17 protein-coding genes and 1 pseudogene are annotated in these 17,090 nt (G+C 71.5%); 6 read left to right on the top strand and 12 right to left on the bottom strand.

Annotation, left to right across the window (positions count from 1 at the left end; genetic code table 11):
• Positions 1-70 precede the first annotated feature (70 nt).
• Entirely contained in the window at positions 71-844 is a 774-nt protein-coding gene (locus AB0A65_RS18620; RefSeq protein WP_359952686.1) for a MarR family transcriptional regulator, read from the bottom strand.
• 235 nt (positions 845-1,079) lie between these two features.
• Here AB0A65_RS18620 and AB0A65_RS18625 point away from each other — a divergent pair, with 235 nt between their 5' ends.
• Positions 1,080-2,546 carry a catalase gene (locus AB0A65_RS18625; RefSeq protein ID WP_359952688.1) on the top strand — a complete coding sequence of 489 codons (1,467 nt, stop codon included), beginning with the start codon at positions 1,080-1,082 and terminating at the stop codon, positions 2,544-2,546.
• Positions 2,547-2,753: 207 nt separating this feature from the next.
• On the opposite strand, the gene AB0A65_RS18630 is transcribed toward AB0A65_RS18625, so the two are convergent.
• From AB0A65_RS18630 to AB0A65_RS18645, 4 genes are all read right to left on the bottom strand, one after another.
• Positions 2,754-3,272 carry a hypothetical protein gene (locus AB0A65_RS18630; protein WP_359952690.1) on the bottom strand — a complete coding sequence of 173 codons (519 nt, stop codon included), beginning with the start codon at positions 3,270-3,272 and terminating at the stop codon, positions 2,754-2,756.
• 4 nt (positions 3,273-3,276) lie between these two features.
• Entirely contained in the window at positions 3,277-4,041 is a 765-nt protein-coding gene (locus AB0A65_RS18635) for a hypothetical protein (protein WP_359952691.1), read from the bottom strand.
• A gap of 139 nt (positions 4,042-4,180) precedes the next feature.
• Positions 4,181-4,441, bottom strand: a complete 261-nt coding sequence (locus AB0A65_RS18640; RefSeq protein ID WP_359952693.1) for a hypothetical protein — start codon at positions 4,439-4,441, stop codon at positions 4,181-4,183.
• Between the two features lie 139 nt (positions 4,442-4,580).
• Positions 4,581-5,771, bottom strand: coding sequence for a serine hydrolase domain-containing protein (locus tag AB0A65_RS18645; protein WP_359952695.1), 1,191 nt, complete (start codon positions 5,769-5,771; stop codon positions 4,581-4,583).
• A gap of 186 nt (positions 5,772-5,957) precedes the next feature.
• Here AB0A65_RS18645 and AB0A65_RS18650 point away from each other — a divergent pair, with 186 nt between their 5' ends.
• Together AB0A65_RS18650 and AB0A65_RS18655 are read left to right on the top strand one after the other, a co-directional pair.
• Positions 5,958-7,106: a hypothetical protein gene (locus AB0A65_RS18650; protein ID WP_359952697.1), complete on the top strand. Its 1,149-nt coding sequence runs from the start codon at positions 5,958-5,960 to the stop codon at positions 7,104-7,106.
• 1 nt (position 7,107) lies between these two features.
• Positions 7,108-7,462, top strand: a pseudogene (locus AB0A65_RS18655) (hypothetical protein); the annotation flags it as partial.
• Here the strand turns inward: AB0A65_RS18655 and AB0A65_RS18660 are convergent.
• Positions 7,407-7,985, bottom strand: a complete 579-nt coding sequence (locus AB0A65_RS18660; RefSeq protein WP_359953049.1) for a hypothetical protein — start codon at positions 7,983-7,985, stop codon at positions 7,407-7,409. The pseudogene AB0A65_RS18655 and the gene AB0A65_RS18660 overlap by 56 nt on opposite strands.
• Positions 7,986-8,082: 97 nt before the next feature.
• Between AB0A65_RS18660 and AB0A65_RS18665 the strand changes: the two genes are divergently transcribed.
• Positions 8,083-8,970 carry a Ku protein gene (locus tag AB0A65_RS18665; protein ID WP_359952699.1) on the top strand — a complete coding sequence of 296 codons (888 nt, stop codon included), beginning with the start codon at positions 8,083-8,085 and terminating at the stop codon, positions 8,968-8,970.
• A gap of 1 nt (position 8,971) precedes the next feature.
• Here the strand turns inward: AB0A65_RS18665 and ligD (AB0A65_RS18670) are convergent, their stop codons facing one another.
• Genes ligD (AB0A65_RS18670) through AB0A65_RS18680 form a run of 3 tightly spaced genes read right to left on the bottom strand, consistent with a single transcriptional unit; the run spans position 8,972 to position 11,906 of the window.
• The gene (gene ligD / locus AB0A65_RS18670) at positions 8,972-9,946 is read right to left on the bottom strand and encodes a non-homologous end-joining DNA ligase (protein WP_359952701.1); all 975 of its coding nucleotides are present in this window, start codon (positions 9,944-9,946) and stop codon (positions 8,972-8,974) included.
• Positions 9,946-10,884 (bottom strand): non-homologous end-joining DNA ligase, encoded by a 939-nt coding sequence (gene ligD / locus AB0A65_RS18675; RefSeq protein WP_359952703.1) that lies wholly within the window; start codon positions 10,882-10,884, stop codon positions 9,946-9,948. The genes ligD (AB0A65_RS18670) and ligD (AB0A65_RS18675) overlap by 1 nt, the downstream gene beginning before the upstream one ends.
• Positions 10,885-10,910: 26 nt before the next feature.
• Entirely contained in the window at positions 10,911-11,906 is a 996-nt protein-coding gene (locus tag AB0A65_RS18680; protein WP_359952705.1) for a DUF5937 family protein, read from the bottom strand.
• 64 nt (positions 11,907-11,970) lie between these two features.
• Here AB0A65_RS18680 and AB0A65_RS18685 point away from each other — a divergent pair, with 64 nt between their 5' ends.
• Positions 11,971-13,221, top strand: coding sequence for an MFS transporter (locus tag AB0A65_RS18685; RefSeq protein WP_359952707.1), 1,251 nt, complete (start codon positions 11,971-11,973; stop codon positions 13,219-13,221).
• Here the strand turns inward: AB0A65_RS18685 and AB0A65_RS18690 are convergent.
• Both AB0A65_RS18690 and AB0A65_RS18695 read right to left on the bottom strand, forming a co-directional pair.
• Entirely contained in the window at positions 13,207-13,788 is a 582-nt protein-coding gene (locus AB0A65_RS18690; RefSeq protein ID WP_359952709.1) for a dihydrofolate reductase family protein, read from the bottom strand. The two genes, AB0A65_RS18685 and AB0A65_RS18690, sit on opposite strands and share 15 nt — an antisense overlap.
• 72 nt (positions 13,789-13,860) lie before the next feature.
• Complete coding sequence (locus tag AB0A65_RS18695) at positions 13,861-14,424, bottom strand: dihydrofolate reductase family protein (RefSeq protein WP_359952711.1); 564 nt, start codon at positions 14,422-14,424, stop codon at positions 13,861-13,863.
• Positions 14,425-14,606: 182 nt separating this feature from the next.
• Between AB0A65_RS18695 and AB0A65_RS18700 the strand changes: the two genes are divergently transcribed.
• A complete protein-coding gene (locus tag AB0A65_RS18700) occupies positions 14,607-16,076 on the top strand; it encodes an MFS transporter (protein WP_359952713.1) in 1,470 nt (489 codons plus the stop codon).
• On the opposite strand, the gene AB0A65_RS18705 is transcribed toward AB0A65_RS18700, so the two are convergent.
• Complete coding sequence (locus AB0A65_RS18705) at positions 16,073-17,071, bottom strand: LacI family DNA-binding transcriptional regulator (protein WP_359952715.1); 999 nt, start codon at positions 17,069-17,071, stop codon at positions 16,073-16,075. The genes AB0A65_RS18700 and AB0A65_RS18705 overlap by 4 nt on opposite strands.
• Positions 17,072-17,090: the final 19 nt, after the last annotated feature.

Consider the following 17,090-nt stretch of genomic DNA (forward strand, 5'->3'; position numbering starts at 1 on the left):
GCGAAAGGGCTCCGCGGTGTTCCGCGGAGCCCTCAGTGCTCTCGTAGGTGGTGGCGGGGGAGCGGGGCGCTCACCGGCCCCATCGCTCACCGCGCGGGGAGCGGTCGCGGTCGCGGCGTTCACCGCGTCCACGGTCGCCGCGCTCGCCGCGGTCACGGCCGCGCTCGCCCCGCTCGCCCCGCTCGCCGCGGTGCCCGTGGTGTCCGCGCCGGCCCCGTTCGCCGAAGTCGGGACCGAAGCCCGGGCCGAACCCGGGACCGAAACCGGGGCCGAACCCCGGTCCGCCGCGGCCCTCGAAGCCGAACGCCATCTGCTTGAACTTGCGCATGTGCGCGTCGGCGCCGCCGGGCAGCCGCTCCTCCATCGCCCCGATGACGCGGTCGAGGAGCCCGGCCAGCTGGTCCTGCTCCTCGTCGCTCAGGACGGTGAACGGGTCGGCGCTGGGGGTCTCCTCGCGCTGCTCGGCGGCCGTGCGGCCCGCCTCGGTCAGGTCGACCATGCTGGTGCGGCGGTCCTCCGGGCTCGGTTCGCGCCGGACGAGTCCGGCCTCTTCGAGCTTGCCCAGCAGCTCGCCCAGCGACTGCGAGCGGATGCCCAGCAGGTAGGCGAGTTCCTTCTGCGCGATCGGCGACTGGAGCGAGAGCAGGTGCAGCACCCGTCCCTGGCCCTGGAACGCCCCGGCCCGCGGGTGGTCCCCGCGTCGCAGGTGCGCGTCGCCGCGCCGCAGCAGGAGGAAGAGGTACGCGAGGCGTCCGCCGAGGTTGCGGCCGGTCTCCTCGTCGTCCCATGCGGGAGCGGCCTCGTCGGCGCGCTCCGTGTCGTTCTCATCATGTTCGTCGTACATGACTGTTTCCCTTCGGTACGGACCTCCGGGATCTCCGAAGGTTCCTTCGTACATCATAAACGAAGGAACCTTCAAAAGACAACAGGTACCTTCGATTATTTGCAGGACCCTTCGTTGTCTGTGTCACGCTGCTCATCCGCCCTTGATTTAGACGAAGTCTAAGCTAGGATCGAATCCAGCAAGGAACGCCCGCCGCCGGAGCCGGGGACCAGCCGCACGCAGAGGAGGCTCGCACGTGAGCACCGAGTTCGACACCACCGCAGGACCGCTGACCACCGAGACCGGCGCGCCCGTCAGCAGCAACAACCAGAGCGAGGCCGCCGGGCCCGGCGGGCCCCTCCTCGTCCAGGACCAGGTCCTCCTCGCCAAGCTCGCCCACTTCAACCGCGAGCGCATCCCCGAGCGCGTCGTCCACGCCCGCGGCGCCGGCGCCTACGGCACCTTCACCGCGACCGCCGACGTCACCGCGTACACCCGCGCCGCGTTCCTCTCCGCGCCCGGCAAAGCGACCGAGACGTTCCTGCGCTTCTCCACCGTCGCGGGCAACCTCGGCTCGGCCGACGCCGTGCGCGACCCGCGCGGCTTCGCGCTGAAGTTCTACACCGAGGAGGGCAACTACGACCTCGTCGGCAACAACACCCCGGTCTTCTTCATCCGCGACGCGATCAAGTTCCCCGACTTCATCCACACCCAGAAGCGCGACCCGTACACCGGCTCCCAGGAGGCCGACAACGTGTGGGACTTCTGGGGCCTCTCGCCCGAGTCCACCCACCAGGTGACCTGGCTCTTCGGCGACCGCGGCATCCCCGCGTCCTACCGCCACATGGACGGCTTCGGCTCCCACACCTACCAGTGGGTCAACGCCGCGGGCGAGCAGTTCTGGGTGAAGTACCACTTCAAGACCGACCAGGGCATCGAGAACCTCACCGCCGAGGACGCCGCCGTCCTCGCCGGGCAGGACCCCGACTCCCACCATCGCGACCTCCGCGAGGCCATCGAGCGCGGCGAGTACCCGTCGTGGACCGTCCAGGTCCAGATCATGCCCGCCGCCGACGCCGCGACCTACCGCTTCAACCCGTTCGACCTCACGAAGGTCTGGCCGAACGCCGACTACCCGCGCATCACCATCGGCAAGCTAGAGCTCAACCGCAACCCCGACAACGTGTTCGCGGAGGTCGAGCAGTCCGCGTTCAGCCCCGCGAACTTCGTCCCCGGCATCGGGCCCAGCCCCGACAAGATGCTCCAGGGCCGCCTGTTCGCCTACGGCGACGCGCACCGCTACCGTGTCGGCATCAACGCCGACCAGCTCCCGGTCAACCGCCCGCACGCGACCACGGCGCGCAACGGCAACCGCGACGGCCTCGGCTACGACGGCCGCCACGCCGGTGCGAAGAACTACGAGCCGAACTCCTTCGGCGGCCCGAACGAGACCGGTCAGCCCCTGTGGGCCCCCGTCCAGGTCTCCGGCCCCACCGGCGAGTGGGAGACCCCGCGCCACGCCGAGGACGACGACTTCGTCCAGGCCGGGGACCTCTACCGCCTCATGACCGCCGGAGAGCAGGACCGCCTCATCGCCAACCTCGCCGGGTTCATCGCCAAGGTCACCCGCGACGACATCGCCGAACGGGCCATCGCCAACTTCGCCAAGGCCGACGCCGACTTCGGCGCCCGCCTCACCGAAGCGGTCGCGAAGCTCCGCTAGACGCCGGGCGCACCGCGGTCCCCAAGAAGAAGCCGCCGGGGACCGCGGACCGCACCCGACCCGGCTCTGCCGCATCGGGCCCCCTGTCTGAGGAACCCCGATGAGAGCCGCAGCCGCCCCGGGTTATCAGGGCTTTCCCGGAACGGCGAGACGAGGGCCCCACGCCACCAGGCATGGGGCCCTCGGCCTTTCGCTTTCATAAGGGGCTCAGTCGATGTCTAGGTACCCGGCGGTGGGGATCACGCCGTCGTCGTACCAGCCGCGCTGCCAGGGCGCCGGTGCCTGCACGGGGATCTCCGGCGCGCACGGCACTGGTTGGAGCGCATAGTCGATGATCATCTCGTCGTCCTCCATGTCGTCGCGGAGGATGACCCGGCCGTGCCACCCGTCCTCGGTCACGAGCATCCACGTCAGGTAGGAGCGGCCGCCGTCGGGGATGAGGGCCCGTGTGCCGATCGCCTTGCACAGCAACGTGGTCACATGTAGCTCGCTCAACCCGCCGAGGAGATCGGCGAGGACCTGGCCGGCGTCCAACTCCGTGTCGAAGTCGGACCCCGGGCGCAGACCCGACTGGATCAGCACGATAAGCTTCGGTCCTTCATATTCGTCGAACTCGCTTATGGTTCCGGCGAACACGGCGGCAGGAGTGAGCGGCCACTGGGCGAGGACCGCCTCTTTCACCCGCGCGGGGGACGCGGATGAGGCGAAGTTGATCAGGTAGTCCATGGGCTCACGGAGCTCCTCGGTTGTGGCGTGGATGAAGTCGGTAGATCTCGGCAGCGCGATCCCAATCGGACTCGGAGAGGTTTCGGTCCGCCATACGGCTCCTAGGCCACACCCCTACTGGCTTACCGGCGGTGACGAGTGCTTTGAGCGCCTTGAACTGTTCCCGGGTGAGCTGCTCGAATCCGGTACCAGACACGGGGAACACAGTTCCATTGCCGTGTACGCCCCAGATGCGGCCGTTGAGCTCGTACTGCCCCGTCTTGCCATTCCAAAACGCCTTGCCCGTACGGATCGCGTCGAGGTCGCCTTCGACGTCGACGCCAGGCAGAATAACTGTGTTATCGGCTTTGATCCGGGACCCGCGATCGATCCGGGCGAGTCGGTGCCGTCGCGGCATAGGCGGCCGGATCTCGCCGTGGGTCGGTTTGCGGATCGGCGCCCCGTTCCCGGAGTCCGATAACGGCGGTCGCGCTCTAGGACTCGGAACGGCACCCCCGCCCGAAGTGCTGGCGATGACTGCCAGGTAGGAATGCCACTTCCCGTCTCCGGCGCTGAGGAGGCGCTGCGCCTCCTCGATCTTCCCGATGCCGCCGTGAAGCTGCCCGAGCCCTTCGGTGACCTGCTCGCTGGCAGATCCGACGGTGGTGGCCCGGGTCTTCTCGTAGACGCGTCCGAGCTGGTCGGCGGCGCCTTTCAAGTTCGCGCGGGACTCGCGGCTGCGCTCGACGAGCGCGGACAGTTCGGCGATGAGGTTGCTCAGCAGCGACACGGGCGGCTCCAGGGAGCTGAGGGGGGACGGCTGCCTGCCAATCGTACCGAAATGACCCGAGTCGCGCAGTCCCTCAGCGTGTCGACAAATCGACAAACGCGGCCGGGAGCACTGTGCTCCCGGCCGCGTTTGTCGTGCGTCAGATGGTGTTGGCGTACTGCTCGAAGGACTGGTTGGCGGCGAGGACCAGGGTGACGGCCTCTTCGAGCTGCTCCTTGGCCTGCTGCCACTGGCCGAGGGCCTCGCCGGGGAGGGCGCTGGAGGTGTCCTGGGTGGCGGCGCTGCCGGTGCCGATCGAGGTCTCGATCTGCGTCTGGGCCGCGCCGATCTGGCCGATCGCCTCGTTCGCCTGCTCGATCGCGGACTGGATCTGAGCCTTGATCTCTGCGGTACTCGCCACGGGGCAGTCCTCTTTCACGGGTCGAGGGCCGACACGGCCCAGGTCGGTGGGTACAACGGTAGCCGCGTTGCGCGGCCCGCGTGAACCGCCGCGGCGGGACGCCCGTCTCGTTCAGGACGGGCGCCCGCCCTCGGGGGCCCTAGGGCTTCAGCGACTCGTAGACGGCGTCGACCAGGTCGTTGACGCGCAGGTCGTTCCCTTCCAGCAGTTCCGATCCGCGGTTGGGCGTGTACCCGAACGCGATCCCGTTGGCCGGGTCGGCGAACGCGAACGAGCCGGTGGCGCCGCCGTGGCCGAAGCTCCCGGCGGGGATCGACGCCGGGACCATCGGCCCGCCGGGGACCATGAAGCCCAGGCCCCAGTCGGTGCGGATGTTGAGCACCTCGTCGCGGCCGCTCGCGTAGACCGTCCCGGCCTGCTCGGCGAGCGCGGGGCCGAACAGGCGGACGCCCTCGACCTCGCCGATGGTGGCGGCGAACAGCTTCGCGAGGCCGCGGGCGTTCGCCGTCCCGTCGGTCGACGGTGCTTCCACAAGGGAGTACCTGGGGTCGTCGGCGGACTCCCAGCCGATCTGGAGGCTGCCGTACATCGCGCGGAACGTCAGGGTGCCCGGGTCTGCGAGCGCCGCATAGAGTCCCGCGAGTTCGGGCACGCCGATGCCGAGCATGACCTCCTCGACGTTGTTCGGCACCACGAGCTTTGCGAGGCGGGGGAGTTCCGCCTCGGGGAGCCCGATGAAGCAGTCGAGGCCCAGCGGCCGGGCGACGGCCTCGGCGAAGTACGCCCCGATTGTGCTCCCGGTGACCTCCCTGACGACCGCGCTCAGCAAGTGCCCGAACGTGACGCCGTGGTACCCGTGCGCCGTGCCCGGCGTCCACTGGGGAGTCGCGGAGGCGATGGCGTCGAAGACCGGTCCGCCCTCCACGAGGCCCTCGAACGTCACGGGCGCGTGTTCGAGCGAGACGACGCCGGAGCGGTGCGAGAGCACCTGCCGGAGGGTGATCGCGTCTTTCCCGTTGGCGCCGAACGCGGGCCAGTGCTCGGCGACGGACCGGTCCAGGTCCAGGCGCCCTTCCTCGACCAGGTGCAGGACCGCGATCGAGGCCATGGCCTTGGTGGTCGAGGCGATCGGGGCGAGGGTGTCGGCCGTCCAGGCGGCGCCGGTCGCGGGGTCGGCGGTGCCGCCCCAGAGGTCGACCACGTTGCGGCCGTTGAGGAAGACCGCGACGGCGGCGCCGACCTCGTCCCGTTCGGTGAAGTTCTGCTCGAAGCGCTCGCGGACGGCCGTGAACCGCGGGTCCGCGGTGCCGTCGACAGGGGTGGTGTGCATGGCGTGTCCTTCCGGGAATTGCCTACCTTCCGTTCGGTAGGCTAACCTACCGACCGAGCGGTAGGCAAGGGGGCCATGGCTTCCGCGCGTTCTCCCCGAAAGGCGCTTTCGGCACGGAGTGGAGGTTGAGTACGCTCCGTGTCGGAGGGCATACTCGACTCCTGGACTTCCGGAAGGGGACACCCGATGCCGCTGGACGAGACGGACCGCGAGAAGTGGATGGGGATCCTCGACGGCCTGCCGGCCGACGAGACCCCCGATCCCGAGGACCGCATCAAGAACGAGGCCAACATCTCCGCGTTCCTCGGCAGCATGTGGCTCCACTCGACCATCCCCGAGGTGCAGGGCGTCTCGGTGCCCGAGCTCCAGATGGTCGCCGTGCAGTACTTCGTCAACCGCGCCGACGCCTACGCCGCCGCGAGCCTCGCGACGCTCGCGGACCTCGCCGACTCCCCGGGCGGCCGCCGCGCCGCAGTCAAGGGCCTGGAACGCCTTGGGCGCCTCGGCGTCCCGGCCCCGAGCTGGTACGGCGAGGAGCTGGTGCTCGACGCGTGCTGGGAGTCCGGCGACGTCTACGGCGACTGCCGCACGTTCTTCATGTCGTTCCGCGCGCCCAGCGGCGACTTCGCGCTCTCGTACACCGTCGACTACTCCGACTACCACTTCGACATGGTCTCGACCTGCGGCCACCATCCCGACATCGGCGAGCTGCTGCGCCCGCACACCGAGCGGAACTCGATCTTCCACGACCGGCTGTACCCGCCGCGCCCGTGCGAGCCCGAGGCGGTCTTCAAGGGCACCTTCAGGTCCCTGAAGGACTGGGACATCTTCTGCGTGGGCGGCGACTCGACGAAGCTCGACTTCACCTTCGTGTCGATCCGCGCGCTGTGGAAGGCGCGCATGCGGATGCTCCCGCAGCTGGAGATCGACACGTCCGAGATGATCCCGCCGACCGACGACGAGCAGGCCCTGCGCAACGGCGCGTTCCTGATGTACCTCATCACCGGCGACCGCAAGCTCGACGAGCCGCACATGAAGGCCATCGACGAGATGTGCTGGTTCCACGGCTTCAACGGCTTCTCCGTCAGCCCCGTCAGCTCCTACGTCTTCCTGGAGCGCTACCTCCCCGGCAAGTACCAGCCCCACGACCCCGTCGTCCGCGCCGTCCGCGACCTCATGCCCGACTTCGTCACCTGGGCTGCCAACGTCACCGACGTCCCCCTCGAAGCCGTCCCCCACCTGGAGTACAAGACCGGCCAGTACCTCAAGGGCTATCCCAAGTGGAAGGCCATGAACCCGAAGATAGACCGCATCCCCCGCCCCCGCTCCCTCTGACATGCGAACACTCCACATCGTCACCCATCCCGAGGCGACGCACCACGTCGAACGCGTCGTGGGCGGGTGGCACGACTCGGACCTGACGCCCCGCGGTCTCGCTGCCGCGCAGGCGATCGCGACCGCCCTCGGTGCTGGCGGCTCGGATCTACGAGGTGGTCGGCGAGATCGTCGAGCGGCCCTTCGCGCACCAGGTAGTCGTGACCCACGGGTACGCCTTGACGTTCGTCGTGGCCGCGTGGATTCGGATGCCGGTCGAGTCGCTCGGGTACGCGGTGTTCAAGGCGCCCTCGGGGAGTGTCACCACACTGGTCGAAGACGACTTTCATCGGAGTCGCGTGGTGGCTCGGCTCGGCGATGCCCGGCATCTCGACGTGCAGGGTGGAGGCGGCGCCAGTTCTGGGAGCGGCCGCTTAGGTAGGGGCTGTCGAGGCGTTTGGCGAGGGTGCCCTGCGGGTCGGCGGGCGGGTCGCTGGTCCAGGGGCGGGTGCACCAGTTGTCGCCGCCGAGGCCGAGGCTGTCGAGGACGATGCGGCGGTAGATGTACGGCTCGTGGCGGACGTCGACGCTGTTGAGGGCGAGGACGTCGAAGACGACGACCGCGGCGGGGTAGGCGTGGGCGAGGCGGGCCGCCTCGGCCGGGTCGGTGTAGAGGCGGCGGGCGGCGGTGGGGGAGAGGACGAGCTCGCCGTCGAGGGCGGTGCCGCGGAGGTCGGCGATGCCGCCGAGTTCGGGGAAGCGGTCGGCGAGGTCGGTGCCGTAGCGGGTGAGCATCCGCCAGCGCCCGTCCCGGGCGCCCGCGACGACGCGGACGCCGCCGTGCTCGCGCTCGTAGGACCAGCCGCCCCGCGTGGGCGGCGGTCCGGGGACGGGCAGCATCGGTGCGGGCAGGTCCACCTGCTGAGCTTAGGACGAATAACGTAGGAACTCTCAGGTTTCACTCCTGCCGCTCCCGCATCGGTGTCATCCTGAGGCCATGGCGATCTGGAGCGGGGCGATAGCGTTCGGGCTGGTCAGCATCCCGATCAAGGTCACCGCGGCCACCGGCAGCCACGACCTGGGCCTTCACCAGTACCACGCGGCCGACGAGGGCCGGATCAGGTACTTGAAGGTCTGCGAGATCGACGACGAGCCGGTGGACCCCGACGAGATCGTCAAGGGCTTCGAGACCCCTGACGACGAGGTGGTCCTCCTCGACGATGACGACCTGAAGGACCTCCCCGTGAGCACCTCGAAGATCATCGAGGTCCTGGAGTTCGTGCCCGGCGAGCAGATCGACCCGATCTACTACGACAAGAGTTACTACCTCGAACCGGACAAGACGGGCGCCCGCCCGTACGCCCTCCTGCGCGAGGCCCTCGTCGCGCAGGGCCGCATCGCGGTCGTGAAGGTGACGCTGCGCCGCCGCGAGAGCCTGGCCGCGCTGCGCCCCCGCGGCGAGGCCCTGGTCATGCACACGATGCTGTGGCCCGACGAGATCCGCAAGCCGCAGACCGCCGACCTCGACGGGGACGTGCGCGAGCAGGAGCTGGCGATGGCCGGGACGCTCATCGACGCCATGGCCGCCGATTTCCACCCCGAGGGCTACACCGACGCCTACCAGGAGGCCCTCGCCGACCTCATCGAGGCGAAGCACGACGGCCGCACCGCCCCGAAGTCGAAGCGGGAGCGGCCGAAGGCGAAGGTCATCGACCTCATGGACGCGCTGCAGAAGTCCGTGGACCAGAAGCAGCAGCGGCCCGCGAAGAAGGCGGCCAAAAAGGCCACGGCCAAGAAGGCGGCGAAGAAGACCGCCAAGAAGGCCGTCCGCAAGGCCCCCGCCAAGAAGACCGTGAAGAAGACCGCCGCCCGCAAGAGCGCCTGACTCACCGGGTGAGGCGCCTGCGCTTGGCCGCGCTCCTCGCGGCCCGCCGCGGGCCGATCATCTCGTCCAGCCGCTCGCGAGCGGGCCCCGCCGGGGCCGCGTGGTCGTCCATGTCCGCCCACGGGTCCGCCTTGCGCGCCAAGCGCCTCCGGATCGTGCGGATGGTGTGGCCGCCGGGGACGGCGCGGCCGAGTTCGCTCCAGTCGAGGGGCACGGCCACGCCCGCGCCGGGCCTGGCCCGCAGCGTGTACGGGGCCGCGAAGGTCTGGGCCCGGCCGTTGCGGTTGACGTCGAGGAAGATCCGGCCCGCGCGCTTCTCGATGCGGTGCTGGACGGTGAGCAGGTCCGGGTCGGCGCGGGCGAGGTGCGCGGCGAGGTCGCCCGCGAGGTCGCGGACGAACCGGAAGTCCTCACTCCGGTCCAGTGGCGCCACGACGTGGAAGCCGCGCCCGCCGGTGGTCTGGAGGAACGGCGTGAATCCGAGCTCGGCGAGGAGGTCGCGGACCCGCCGCGCCACGTCCCGCAGCGCCGCCGCCGGGGCGCCGTCGGTCCCGTCGCCGGGCGGGTCGATGTCGACCACCAGCCGGTCCGGGAAGTCGATGGCCTCCACCGTGGAAGGCCGGATGTGGAACTCGATCGCACTGTGCGCCGCCAGGTAGACGAGGGTCGCCTCGTCGTCGCACACGACCGACTTCGCGGGCGTGCCGTCGCGCTTCGGGAGCGTCACCGTGCGGACCCACTCGGGGAAGTAGTCCATCGCGTGCCGCTGGAAGAACCCCTCCGCGCCGATCCCGTCGGGGTGGCGCAGCAGCGTCAGCGGCCGCCCCGCGAGGTGGGGGAGCATCATCGGCGCCACCGTTCGGTAGTGGTCGAGCACGTCGGCCGCGGTGATTCCCTCGCCGGGGTACATCTCCTTGTCCGGGTGGGGCACTTTGAAACGCCGGCCCCCGGCCTCCGTGTACTCCGGCCGGGCCATCAGGCGGCCTCCCTGACCACGTCCCGGGCCGCCTTGTCCGTGCGTTCGCCCTGGAACCGCGGGTGGCGGAGCATCCCGTCGGCCGTCCATTCCGTGAACGCGACCTGGACGACCAGCTCGGGCCGCACCCAGTGCGCGCGCTCGCGGACCGGGTCCTTGAACGGGCTCTTCGCCTCGGCGAGCGCGTCCATGCGTGCACGCAGGTCCCGCAAGGTGGCGTCGTCGTACCCGGTGCCCACCTTCCCCGCGTAGCGCAGCGGGCCGCGCCCGTCGTGGTAGCCGATGAGGAGCGCCCCGAAGCCGGTGCGCGCGCCCTGCGGGTCGGTGAACCCGCCGACGACGAACTCCTGGCCGCGCACGCACTTGAGCTTGAGCCAGTTCTTCGACCGGCCGCCGTGGTAGCGCGAGGCGGCGCGCTTCGCGATGACGCCCTCCCATCCGCGCCCGCACGCCTCCGCGAAGAACGCTTCGCCGTCCGAATTGCGGTGCACGGAGTACCGCAGCGGGTCCCGGAACGTGAAGGCGGCCCGCAGGAGCCGCTTGCGGTCGCGCAGCGGCAGGTGCGTGACGTCCTCGCCCTCGATCGACAGGAGGTCGAACAGGTAGTAGTGGACGCGCACCCCCGTCGCGGCGATCCGGGCCGGATCGGTCAGGTGGATCCGGGACTGGAGCCGCGCGAAGCTCGTCTGCGCACCGTCGAAGGCCACGATCTCGCCGTCCGCGGTGAACCGCGGCCCGCCGAGGTCCGCGAGCGCCGCGACGAGTTCCGGGAACCCGGCCTCGATCGGCCGACCCGTGCGCGACCACAGTCGCGGCGCGCCCCCGTCGCGGCCCGCGACGGCCCGCATCCCGTCGAGCTTGCGCTCGAACACCCAGTCGGGGCCGGAGAACCGGCGCTCGGTGGGCGTGGCGAGCATCGGGTCCCGGAACCCGGTCATGACTCGTTCCCCCGTGCCATGCCCGCTCAATACCCGCCCCCGGACCTCGGTAAACGCTCCCCGCCCGCGTGCAGCAGCGCCTCCGCGGCCATCGTGCGCGCGTACAGGACCCGCCGCCCCACCCGGTGGCGCGTCACCAGGCCCGCCGCGTGGAGCAGCCCCAGCTGCTGCGAGACCCCGCCCATGCTCAGGCCGCACCGGTCCGCGAGGTCGGTCGTGGACGCGGGCTCGCCCAGGGCCGCGAGCAGGCCCGCGCGCGTCGGCCCGACGACCCCCGCCAGAGCCCCCGCGGCCTGCGGGGCGGCCGCCTGCCACAGCAGGCCCAGGCCCCGCGGCGGGTACCGGACCGTGGGCTGCCACGGCGCGGCCGTCAGCGAGAAGATCCGGTCCCCGCCGAACACCGTCGGCACCAGCAGCAGCCCCCGGCCGTCCAGAGACTCCGACACCGAGAACGGGGAGTCGATCCGCAGCACGCCCTCCCGGTCCCACGAGACCGGCGCCGCCAGGTCCGCGAACAGCCGCTGCGCCCCGCCCTCGGCCAGCAGCCGCGACCGGTGCAGCAGGTCCCGCTCGCACAGCGTCCTGATCCGCGGCCACCACGGCGCGAGCGCGGCCTCCCAGTACCGCTCGACCATCCCCGCGAGCCGCTCCGCGCCCGCGTCCAGGTCCGCGCCGAACGCCTCGATCGCGGGCGTCGCCGGGAGCATGTCCAGCCCCGACCGGAACCGCTCCGGGTCCAGGCGCCGCATCGCCGCCAGCTCCGTCGCCAGGTCCGGCATCGACGTCGCCGGAGGCGGCGCCAGGAACGCCGGGAGCCCGTCGGTCGGCACCGGCACCAGGTCGAACAGCAGCCGCAGGTCCATGCCCCGCAACCGCTCCGCCGCACTGCGGACCCACCGCCGGTGCAGCTGGTGCTCCGCGGGCGCCTTGAGCACGCGGATGCTCGCGGTCACCTCCCACAGCGGCGACAGCGCGAACCGCAGGTTCGCCAGGTCCGCGACGCCCAGACGCAACTCGATCACCCCGCGAATTTAGCCCCGGCCGAATCCATTGCCGGACCCGCCCGTGCCGCCGGACGCTCGTTCGATGACCACCGCACCGCCCGCACCCGCCCGCCGCTCCGACCGCCTGAGCGCCAACCCCGACCTCCGCAACCTCTTCACCGCCGCCGCGGCCGCCAAACTCGGCGCCCACTTGTCCTATGTGGCCGTCCCGTTCGTCGCCATCGAAGTCCTCGGCGCCAGCGCCGCGGAGGTCGGCGCGCTCGCCGCGCTGGCGGTCGCCGCAGACCTCCTGTTCGGACTGCCCGCTGGCGCGTGGGTCGACCGGGTCCGCAAGCGCCGCTTGATGGTCGCCGCCGACCTCGCCCGCGCGGCACTGCTGCTCAGCGTCCCGGTCGCCTGGTGGCTGGACGCGCTCACGATCTGGCAGCTGTTCGCCGCGGTGTTCCTCGCCGGGCTCGGGACCACGGTGTTCGAGATCGCGCAGCAGTCGCTCCTGCCCGCGATCGTCGACCGCGACAAGCTCACCGGCGCGAACGGGCGGCTCGTCGCCCTCGACTCGGCCCTGACGATCGGCGGCCGCGGGGTCGCCGGGTTCGCGGTCGCGCTCGTCGGCGCCCCGCTCGCCGTGCTGGGCAACGCGATCGGGTACGCCTGGTCGGCGCTGTTCGTGCGCCGCATCGGCGACGAGCCCGCCCCGGCCCGCACCCGCCTCGGGGCCACGGACCTCACTGAGGGCGCCCGGCACGTGTGGCGGCACCCGGCCCTGCGGGCGCTCGCCCTCTCCGGGGCCGCGAACAACTGCGCGATCCAGCTGTTCCTGACGATGCTGCCGCTGGTGTGGCTCGACGCGGGACTGTCCCCGGCCGGACTCGGCGTCATGCTCGCGGTCGGCGGCGCGGGGAGCCTCGCAGGGGCAGCCGCGGCGCGGCGCCTCCGCGCCCGGCTCGGCACCGGACGCTCACTGTGGATGATCGGCGCCCTTGCAGCACTGCCTGCGCTGTGCCTCCCGCTCACCGGGATCGGCATGTGGACCTGGGCCGCGGGCGCCGCCTGGGCCCTCGTCGGCGCCTCCGTCGGCGTCGCGAACGTGGTGGGCATGAGCCTGCGTCAGCAGCTCACCCCCGACGCGCTCCTGGGCCGCATGAACGCCGCGTTCCGCTTCGCGTTCATGGGCGCGGTCGCGCTCGGGGCGTCGGCCGCGGCGCTCATCGGCGAGCTCGCGTCGCCGCGGACCGCGATCGCGGTGGGCGCGGCCGGGATGGCGGTGCAGTGGACGATCACGTTCGCTGCCCGCCGCTCCCTCGCCGCGCCGCAAAGTTCACTTGTGGAGTGACGGCCGGTAGATGAACTCCTGGATGCGGCCGTCGTAGGTGCTGGTCTCGATGAGTTCGAGGTCGAAGTCCTCGGCGCCCGCGAAGATCGGGGCCGACCCGTTCCGGCCGGTGATGACCGGGAACAGCGTGATCTGGACCCGGTCCACCAGGCCCGCGGCCATGAGCGCCCGGTTGAGCGCGAGGCACCCGTGCGAGCGCAGCGGCACCTCCGACCGCTCCTTGAGGCGCCCGACCACGTCCACGGCGTCGCCGCGCACGAGGGTCGCGTCGTGCCAGTCGAGCGGCTCCTCCAGCGTGTCGGACACGACCGTGGCAGGGGTCGTGATCATCCGCGTCACCCACGGGTCGCGGACCTCCGACTCGTCGCCGGCTGCGGCCAGCATCGACTGGAAGCTGCGGAACGTGTTGCCCCCGAAGACCATCCGCTGGTCCCGGGAGTACTGGTCGAGGCGGTGGGCCAGGAACTCGGGGCCCTGCTTGCCCCAGTACCCGCCCCAGTCGCCGCCGGTGGCGGCGCCGAAGCCGTCGAGGCTGGTGAAGACGTCGAAGGTGTACTCGGCGGTCATGTGGAACTCCTTGCGGTCGATGGGTCGCGTACCAGTCCAGACTGGCCCCGCCGCCGGAATTCATCGCCCGTTTCAGGCCCTCGGGATGTCCTTCCCCGTGGGCCGGTACTCGGTGAGCACGATCCGGCCGTCGAGCACCCGGTGGTCCGCCAGCTCCAGGTCCGCGGCGGCTGCGGCGGAGAACGTCGAGTCCCGCCCCGCGTCCCCCGCGAACAGCGGGAACGTGAGGATGCGGACCCGGTCCACGAGCCCCGCCGCGAGCAGCTGGTCCGCGAGGGACAGGCTGCCCCACGTGCGGATCGGGTCCCCGTCGCCCGCCTTCATCGCCGCGATCCCCGACGCCAGGTCGGTCTCGATCCGCGTGTTCGGCCACGGCACCTCGGTGAGCGTGGTCGAGAAGACCGTCTTGTCCAGCGCCATCGTCGGCTCGTACGTGTCGCCCCAGGCCGCGGCCGGGAGCGCCGCGAACGCCTCGTACGTGCGCCGCCCCATGACGACCCGCTGCGGCTTCGCGGACTCCGCGTCGATCCAGGCCCCCAGCTCCGGCCCGTAGTACCCGAAGTAGCCGGGCAGCCCGTCGCTCCCGGCCCAGCCGTCCACCGACACGAACAGGTCCACCGTGAGTGTGCTCGCCATGATCCGGCCTCCTGCGGCGTGCTTGACGGCGGTGCCCGCGTCGCCGCGCCCGCGGTCCCTCCCGCATCCTAAACTCCGGGACCGACACCGGCCCCCGATCGGCCCCGCGGTGAATCCGGGGCCGCCGCCTCGTCTTACCGGTAGCGGCGCCGCCCCGGCGCCCCGAACCGGGAGACCCGCCCATGACCACCACCGAACCGAGCCCTCCGGCGACGCGGACCCTGAACCCCCGCCTCGCCCTCGTGCTGCTGGCGCTGCCCTCCATGCTCATCGCGATCGACATCAGCGTGCTCAGCGTGGCGCTGCCGCAGATGGCCGCGGACCTGCGGCCGACCCCGACCGAGCTGCTGTGGATGAACGACATCTACGGCTTCATGGTCGGCGGCACCATGATCACGATGGGCGCGATCGGGGACCGGATCGGCAGGCGGCGGCTCATCGTGTGGTGCTCGGCGGTGTTCGCGCTGGCGTCGGCGCTGGCCGCGTTCGCGGTGGAGCCGTGGATGATCATCGCGATGCGGGCCGTGATGGGCGTGGCGGGCGCGGCGATCATGCCCGCGTCGATGGCCCTGATCGGCCGGTTGTTCCCGGACCCGAAGCAGGCCGTGCGGGCCATGGGCGCGTACATGACGTGCTTCCTGACGGGCATGGCCGCGGCGCCGCTCATCGGTGGCCTGATGATGGCGCAGTGGTGGTGGGGCTCGGTGTTCCTGCTGGGCGTGCCCGTCATGCTCGTGACGCTCCTCGCGGCGCCGCGGCTGCTGCCGGAGTACCGGGCCGAGTCCGCCGGGCGGATCGACCTGCTCAGCGCCGCACTGTGCCTCGCCTCGATCCTGCTGGTCGTGGCCGCCCTGAAGCTGCTCGTCAACGGCGGATGGTCGTGGACGGCCGGGGCCGCGGCCGCCGCCGGCCTGGGTCTCGGCTGGGTGTTCGTGCGCCGCCAGCGCGCCCTTGACGACCCGCTCGTGGACCTGGCGCTGCTGCGCCGGCCCGGCGTCGCCCGCGTCATGTGGGTGCTGTTCCTGACGGCCCTGCTCATGGGCGGGACCTCGCTGTTCTGGGCGTTCTACCTGCAGGACGTGCAAGGGCTCTCGCCCCTCTACGCGGCCCTGTGGCTGCTGCCCTCCACCGTGGCGATGATGTGCGCCTCGAACCTCGGGCCGTGGCTCGGGCAGCGGATGGCGCCCGCCAAGGTCGTCATGATCAGCCTCGCGGTGATGACCGCCGGGTTCGCCTGCTACGCGACCGCCACGAGCGGCCCGGCCGGGATCGCCGCGGTGGTCGCCGGGAGCGTCTTCGCCACGGCCGGGATCGGGGCGGCGTTCCCGTTCCTGATGAACGACGTCATCTCGCGGGCCCCGCAGGAGCGGGCCGGTTCGGCGGCGTCGTTCGTGCAGACCGCCAACGAGATCGGGATCGCGACGGGCCTGGTGGTGCTCGGCAGCATCGGCACCGTCGTCTACCGGTCCCGGATGGGCGAGGACTCCGGGTCCTGGGTGGACGGCTTCCGGGACGCGGTGCACAACCCCGAACTGCTGCAACGCGTCAGCGAGTCCTTCACGGCAGGGTTCCGCACGGTCGGCCTCGTGGGCCTCGCCGTGATGGCGGTCGTCCTTGTCCTCTACGCCGCCCGCGTGCGCACCGCGGACTAGCGGATCACCAGGGAGAACGGCACCTCGTGGTGCCCCGGGTCGATCTTGTCGGGCGAGGCGATGATGTCGAGCACGCGGTTCGCGAGGGCCTCGCGGCCCGGGGCCACAGTGGAGAACGCGGGGATCGAGTAGCGGCCGTCGGCGATGTCGTCGAAGCCCATGACCCGCACCCGCTCCGGGACGGCCAGGCCCCGCACCCCGAGCGTGTACAGCGCCCCGAGCGCGAGCGAGTCGTTGAAGCACAGGAGACCGTCGAACACGGACCCGGCGTCGATGAGCCGCTGGGCGGCGAGCGCCCCCTCGGCGCGGTTGAACTCCTGCACGTGCCCCGTCAGCGAGTCGTCGAGTTCGATCCCGGCCCTGCGGAGGGCCAGCGCGTAGCCGTCGAAGCGGTCGCGGGAGGTCTCCGTGGGGCCCTCGTCCTGGACGCCGATCGTGGCGATCCTGTTGCAGCCCTGGGCGATCAGCTCTGCGGTGGCTGCGGCCGCGGCGGCCACGTTGTCGATGCCGACGTGGTGCTCCCGCTCGCCCGCGACGCGCTCGCCGTGCTCGCCGACGAGGACGAGCGAGACGTCCCGGCGGCGGTGCTCCACGTCGGCGGCGTCGAGGCCGAGGGGGCTGAGGATGAGGCCGTCGATGGCGGGCAGGCCGGTGCCGTCGAGCGCCTCCAGCTCGCGTTCGCGCGAGCCGCCGGTCTGCGAGACGAGGACCGTGAGGTTGCGGTCGCGGGCGACGTCGACGAAGACCGAGGCCAGCTCGGCGAAGTACGGTTCGGCGAGCGTCGGCAGCGCGAGCGCGAGGACCCCGCTGGAGCCGCGGCGGAGCTGGCGGGCGGCGAGGTTCGGGCGGTAGCCCAGCTCCTCGATCGCGACCAGGACCTTCTCGCGGACCTCGGCCCCCACCCAGCCGGTGTTGTTGACGACGTTCGAGACGGTCTTGGGGCTGACGCCCACGCGCGCGGCGATGTCGGCGAGGGTGACACGGGGTTGGGCCATAGGACTCTCTCTGTGAGGG

This window comes from Glycomyces sp. NPDC047010 (genome assembly GCF_040644205.1).
Taxonomy (GTDB): domain Bacteria; phylum Actinomycetota; class Actinomycetes; order Mycobacteriales; family Micromonosporaceae; genus Glycomyces.

Coding starts and splice junctions, on each gene's coding strand:
- AB0A65_RS18620 (WP_359952686.1), bottom strand. CDS start 844: ATGTACGACGAACATGATGAGAACGACACGGAGCGCGCCGACGAGGCC.
- AB0A65_RS18630 (WP_359952690.1), bottom strand. CDS start 3,272: ATGGACTACCTGATCAACTTCGCCTCATCCGCGTCCCCCGCGCGGGTG.
- AB0A65_RS18645 (WP_359952695.1), bottom strand. CDS start 5,771: ATGCACACCACCCCTGTCGACGGCACCGCGGACCCGCGGTTCACGGCC.
- AB0A65_RS18650 (WP_359952697.1), top strand. CDS start 5,958: ATGCCGCTGGACGAGACGGACCGCGAGAAGTGGATGGGGATCCTCGAC.
- AB0A65_RS18660 (WP_359953049.1), bottom strand. CDS start 7,985: ATGCTGCCCGTCCCCGGACCGCCGCCCACGCGGGGCGGCTGGTCCTAC.
- AB0A65_RS18665 (WP_359952699.1), top strand. CDS start 8,083: ATGGCGATCTGGAGCGGGGCGATAGCGTTCGGGCTGGTCAGCATCCCG.
- ligD (WP_359952701.1), bottom strand. CDS start 9,946: ATGGCCCGGCCGGAGTACACGGAGGCCGGGGGCCGGCGTTTCAAAGTG.
- ligD (WP_359952703.1), bottom strand. CDS start 10,884: ATGACCGGGTTCCGGGACCCGATGCTCGCCACGCCCACCGAGCGCCGG.
- AB0A65_RS18685 (WP_359952707.1), top strand. CDS start 11,971: ATGACCACCGCACCGCCCGCACCCGCCCGCCGCTCCGACCGCCTGAGC.
- AB0A65_RS18690 (WP_359952709.1), bottom strand. CDS start 13,788: ATGACCGCCGAGTACACCTTCGACGTCTTCACCAGCCTCGACGGCTTC.
- AB0A65_RS18695 (WP_359952711.1), bottom strand. CDS start 14,424: ATGGCGAGCACACTCACGGTGGACCTGTTCGTGTCGGTGGACGGCTGG.
- AB0A65_RS18700 (WP_359952713.1), top strand. CDS start 14,607: ATGACCACCACCGAACCGAGCCCTCCGGCGACGCGGACCCTGAACCCC.
- AB0A65_RS18705 (WP_359952715.1), bottom strand. CDS start 17,071: ATGGCCCAACCCCGTGTCACCCTCGCCGACATCGCCGCGCGCGTGGGC.